Origin of the sequence: Microbacterium enclense (genome assembly GCF_004022425.1) — a bacterium.
GTDB classification, from domain to species: domain Bacteria; phylum Actinomycetota; class Actinomycetes; order Actinomycetales; family Microbacteriaceae; genus Microbacterium; species Microbacterium enclense_A.
Genome location: NZ_RBZY01000125.1, coordinates 1 through 2273 on the forward strand (window position 1 = coordinate 1; position 2273 = coordinate 2273).

General features: G+C 73.3%; 3 protein-coding genes. All 3 read right to left on the reverse strand.

Annotated elements, in window-relative coordinates:
• Positions 1–46 precede the first annotated feature (46 nt).
• Complete coding sequence (locus tag D8Y23_RS16460; protein WP_128219094.1) at positions 47–994, reverse strand: sugar kinase; 948 nt, start codon at positions 992–994, stop codon at positions 47–49.
• The gene (locus D8Y23_RS16465) at positions 991–1617 is read right to left on the reverse strand and encodes a bifunctional 4-hydroxy-2-oxoglutarate aldolase/2-dehydro-3-deoxy-phosphogluconate aldolase (RefSeq protein WP_240663946.1); all 627 of its coding nucleotides are present in this window, start codon (positions 1615–1617) and stop codon (positions 991–993) included. The genes D8Y23_RS16460 and D8Y23_RS16465 overlap by 4 nt, the downstream gene beginning before the upstream one ends.
• A partial coding sequence (locus D8Y23_RS16470; RefSeq protein WP_128219096.1) for an SDR family oxidoreductase occupies positions 1614–2273 on the reverse strand: 660 nt, incomplete at its 5' end. The genes D8Y23_RS16470 and D8Y23_RS16465, both read right to left, overlap by 4 nt.

The window sequence follows — 2273 nt, forward strand, 5'->3', positions numbered from 1 at the left end:
CTCGCTCCGCGGAGCGAGGGGGCACAGCCGTGTGCGCGGGGCGGCGTCACCGCACGACGGGGTCGCCCTCTCCCGCGGCGAGGAGGTCCAGCTGCCGGGCGTGCGGCAGGCTCTCCCAGTCGCCGCGGCCGAGGCACGCGAACGCCCCCGCCGCCACGGCGGTCTCCAGGCGCCGCTCGGTCGGTGACGCGCGGAGGAGCTCGGACAGGTAGCCCGCGACGAACGCGTCGCCGGCGCCCACCGTGTCGACCGGGCGGATGGGCCAGGCGGGGCGGTGCAGCACACGACCCTCGTCCCGCACAAGGGCGCCTTCCGCGCCGAGCTTGAGCGCGACCGTCGACGCCCCGAGCTCGGCGATCGCAGTGACGAGCTCATCGTCGGAGCGCTCCCCGACGATGAGCGCCGCTTCCTCCCGGCCGGCGAAGACGATGTTGGCTTGCGCGGCGAGGCGGCGATAGACGGCGCGCGCGTCGCGACCGCGCCACAGCGAGGGGCGGTGGTTGACGTCGAACGACACGGTGGCCCCGGCGGAGCGGGCGGCAGCCACGGCGGCGTCCACGGCGGAAGCGGCGGATGCCGAGAGTGCCGGGGTGATCCCGGTCACGTGCAGGACCCACGAGGCCCCGAGGAGCGACAGATCGAGGTCGTCGGGGGAGAGACGACTTCCCGCGCTGCCCGCCCGCCAGTACTGAACGCCCACGCGTTCCGGCGCGATCTCGGTCTTCATCATGGCGCCGGTCGATGCCTCCGCGTCCACGGCGGCCACCACCTCGACGCCCTCGGCGCGGAGTTCGCGCCGGATCCGGCGTCCCGCCACATCGTCGCCGAGACGCCCCATCCACACCGCGCGGCCGCCCAGACGCGCGACCCCGATGGCGACGTTGCTCTCCGCACCGCCGAACGACAGTCGGTAGGCGTCGGTGCTCTCGCCCTCGGAGGCGTCGATCGGCCGGAACAGCGCCATGGTCTCGCCGAGCGTGACGACGGCGGTCATGGCATGATCCGGTCCTGCATCGCGGCGCGGCCGCGCTCGGCGACCCGCGACAGGTCGCCCGCGTCGATCTCGGCGCGCGGGGCGAGCCAGCTCCCGCTCACGGAGGGAACCGCGGGATGCGCCAGGTAGTCGGCGGCGTTGTGCGCACCGACGCCCCCGCTCGGGACGAAGCCGATCCCGGCGAACACCGCCGCGAGCGCGTCGATCGCCGACCGGCCGCCGAGGAGGTCGGCGGGAAAGAGTTTCACTGCGCTCAGGCCCGCTCGTCGTGCGCGCTGCACTTCGGTGGCCGTGGCCACCCCCGGCAGCACCTCGAGCCCGCGCGTGCGTGCCCGCTCGACCACCTCGTCATCGAAGCCCGGGCTGACGATGAACGAGGCGCCGGCGTCAGCGGCCCGATCGACCTGGTCGACATCGAGCACCGTCCCCGCGCCCACCACGAATCCCGGCGGGGCCTTCGCGGTCATCGTGGCGAGCACCTCGAGGGCGCGCGGGGTGCGCAGGGTGATCTCCGCGCAGCTCACGCCCCCGTCGTCGAGGGCGAAGGCCAGATCGGATGCCACGTCCGGACGGTCCGCGACGACCACCGGGATGACGGGGAACGGGAGCAGCCAGTCGCTCACCGTCCGAGCCACCCGCCGTCGACCGGCAGCGTGATGCCGTTCACGTAGTCCGAGGCGGGGGAGGCCAGGAACACGGTTGCTCCCGCGAGATCCGAACTCTCGCCCCACCGTCCGGCGGGGATCCGCTCGAGGATGCTGCGCGAGCGGTCGGGGTCGCCGCGGAGCGGTGCGGTGTTGTCGGTGGCGATGTAGCCCGGCGCGATCGCGTTGACGTTGACGCCGTGCGCTGCCCATTCGTTCGCGAGGGCCTTCGTCAGCCCCGCGATCCCCGACTTCGCGGCTGCGTAGCCGGGCACGTTGATTCCGCCCTGGAAGCTCAGCAGGGATGCCGTGAAGACGATCTTTCCCGACCCTCGCTCGAGCATGCCTGCCGCGACCGCCTGCGTCAGCAGGAAGGGGCTGGTGAGGTCGACTTCGACGACACGCTCCCACAGCGCGGTCGGATGCTCGACAGCGGGGGCTCGCTCGATCGTGCCGGCGTTGTTCACGAGGATGTCGATCCGGCGGCCGCGGAGGTCGTCGATCAGCGCGAGCACGGCGGCTCGGTCGGAGAAGTCGCAGGCGAACGACGTGAACTCGCGGCCACGGTCGAGGACGGCGCGGGCGATCGCGCTGTCCGATGTGGCTTCCCGCGTGCTCACGGCGATGATGTCGGC